A 1,683-nucleotide genomic window follows, 5' to 3' on the forward strand; every position below is an offset into this window, starting at 1 on the left:
CTGTCATTGATTGGCCTTCAACCTCTAACCAAAATGCGCGCTCACTGGCTTTCTTGGCTGTCGGTATCCACGACACAGCATCTTTCTGAGTATATGAGTTAAATTCTGTTGAGAAAGCGCCAGCTTGTACCTTAGTGAATAGAGGGTATTGATATTTCTCATCCATGCTTGGTGTTTTTAATGGGCTGACAGCCTTAAACATGCCTCTAATTTCTTTAGCTAGGGATGGGCTAAATTCATCAACGGTAACTTGTAACGCCTCAGCTAACTTTGCCGCGTTTTCTATGTTTAGAGCGTTTACTCCATTCAATAACTGAGCAACAGCGCTCTGCCCCATGCCGATTGAATCGCCTAGGGTTTCTTGTGATAAGCCAAGCTCTTTCTTTTTTGCCTCAAAGATATTTTTCAGGCGAAGAGCATCAGCTTTTTGTTCTTCTGTGATCGGTTTCTTTTTCATACTGCAATTTTATTACCAAATGGAATATTTACCAATCACCGCAGGTGTTGACTATTTTATCACTTGCGGTGATAATAATTAAAAAAGGAGAAACTATGGAAAGAGTCCCATTAACTAAATTTGCTACTGAGCTAGGACAACACAAAACGGCTGAATTGTTAGGTGTTAGGCAAAGTGCGATAAGTAAAGCAATTTTAAAAAAACGAAATATTTTCGTTATCAGAAAACAAGATGGAACAGTTGAAGCTGAAGAAGTTAAACCGTTCCCATCAGGTAAATAAGTATCACCAGCTCTTTAACATCGCTAGATCGCTCAGAGTAAATTCTCAGAGCAAACAATCCGCTCATATGGAATGAGCCACGGATCATTACTGCTGTTCCCAATATGGGAAGTAATCTAAGAAGGAATTTAACAAATGGAATACGGAAACACATGCAAAACAGTTCGTGACAAACGAGCTATTGAATTTAGAACACGCCACTTAGTAAGTAGCGCACTTCAAATATTACGTGATGGTGATCAGCGAGAAATTGCACAAGCCACATCACGCTCAGACTCGACTATCTCAAGAAGAATCCAATCTATTGATGGTGTATGCGAAATGCTTGCCACACGTCGTGTAATTGGTTTTGTGAGGGAGGGCGAGAAGGTTATCAGGGAATCAGATTATAGATTGTATCTGGAAAATATGGCTGAGCTATCGAGGTTAAAACTTCAAGTTCATGCATATGAAAAAGCCTCAATTGCGGGAACAACTGAGGCCTTTAGAGAAGAACAATTAGGTCTGTTCAACTAACAAGAACACTGTATCAATAACCAGTATTAAAGGGAAGCTGATTTTGAGCTTTCCTTTTGCTGATACAGCTTAGGAATAAGGAAATTATACCATGAAGAAGAAAGTTAATCATTGGTTTAATCGTCACGAAGTGCATAAAAACATCATGCGAGATAAGACGTTACGAGAAGTGACACCGTTAGGAAGTAAACGTCTAAAGGAAGCATTCGAAGATGCAAAATTGAGAAATGAGCATCGTGAGAAATTACTAGGAGGATCGCATGAGTAATGTTGCATCGTACAAATTAAGAGCCAAGAAACTATTGCCTGAATTACCGGAAGAAGATGGATTTACATTCATACCAAATAAGTTCCTTGATGATTTGTTGAAGGAAGATTTTTCAGTTGATCAAATCAATGAAATTTTGAGTGTTTTCAAAAGGAAGGTGC

The 1,683-nt window shown here is 38.9% G+C and carries 4 protein-coding genes; 3 read left to right on the forward strand and 1 reads right to left on the reverse strand.

Features of this window, described 5'->3' with window-relative positions; all coding sequences use genetic code 11:
- A partial coding sequence (locus tag HMPREF3129_RS18225) for a LexA family protein (RefSeq protein WP_139142865.1) occupies positions 1–457 on the reverse strand: 457 nt, incomplete at its 3' end.
- 95 nt (positions 458–552) lie between these two features.
- Between HMPREF3129_RS18225 and HMPREF3129_RS03785 the strand changes: the two genes are divergently transcribed.
- From HMPREF3129_RS03785 to HMPREF3129_RS18635, 3 genes are all read left to right on the forward strand, one after another.
- Positions 553–738, forward strand: coding sequence for a Cro/CI family transcriptional regulator (locus HMPREF3129_RS03785; protein ID WP_036895075.1), 186 nt, complete (start codon positions 553–555; stop codon positions 736–738).
- A gap of 135 nt (positions 739–873) precedes the next feature.
- Positions 874–1,254, forward strand: a complete 381-nt coding sequence (locus HMPREF3129_RS03790) for a hypothetical protein (RefSeq protein ID WP_070486784.1) — start codon at positions 874–876, stop codon at positions 1,252–1,254.
- A 91-nt stretch (positions 1,255–1,345) separates the two neighbouring features.
- Complete coding sequence (locus tag HMPREF3129_RS18635; protein WP_164484703.1) at positions 1,346–1,522, forward strand: hypothetical protein; 177 nt, start codon at positions 1,346–1,348, stop codon at positions 1,520–1,522.
- The last annotated feature ends 161 nt before the right edge of the window (positions 1,523–1,683 follow it).

Source organism: Proteus sp. HMSC14B05 (assembly GCF_001808035.1).
In the GTDB taxonomy this organism is placed as follows: Bacteria; Pseudomonadota; Gammaproteobacteria; order Enterobacterales; family Enterobacteriaceae; genus Proteus; species Proteus mirabilis.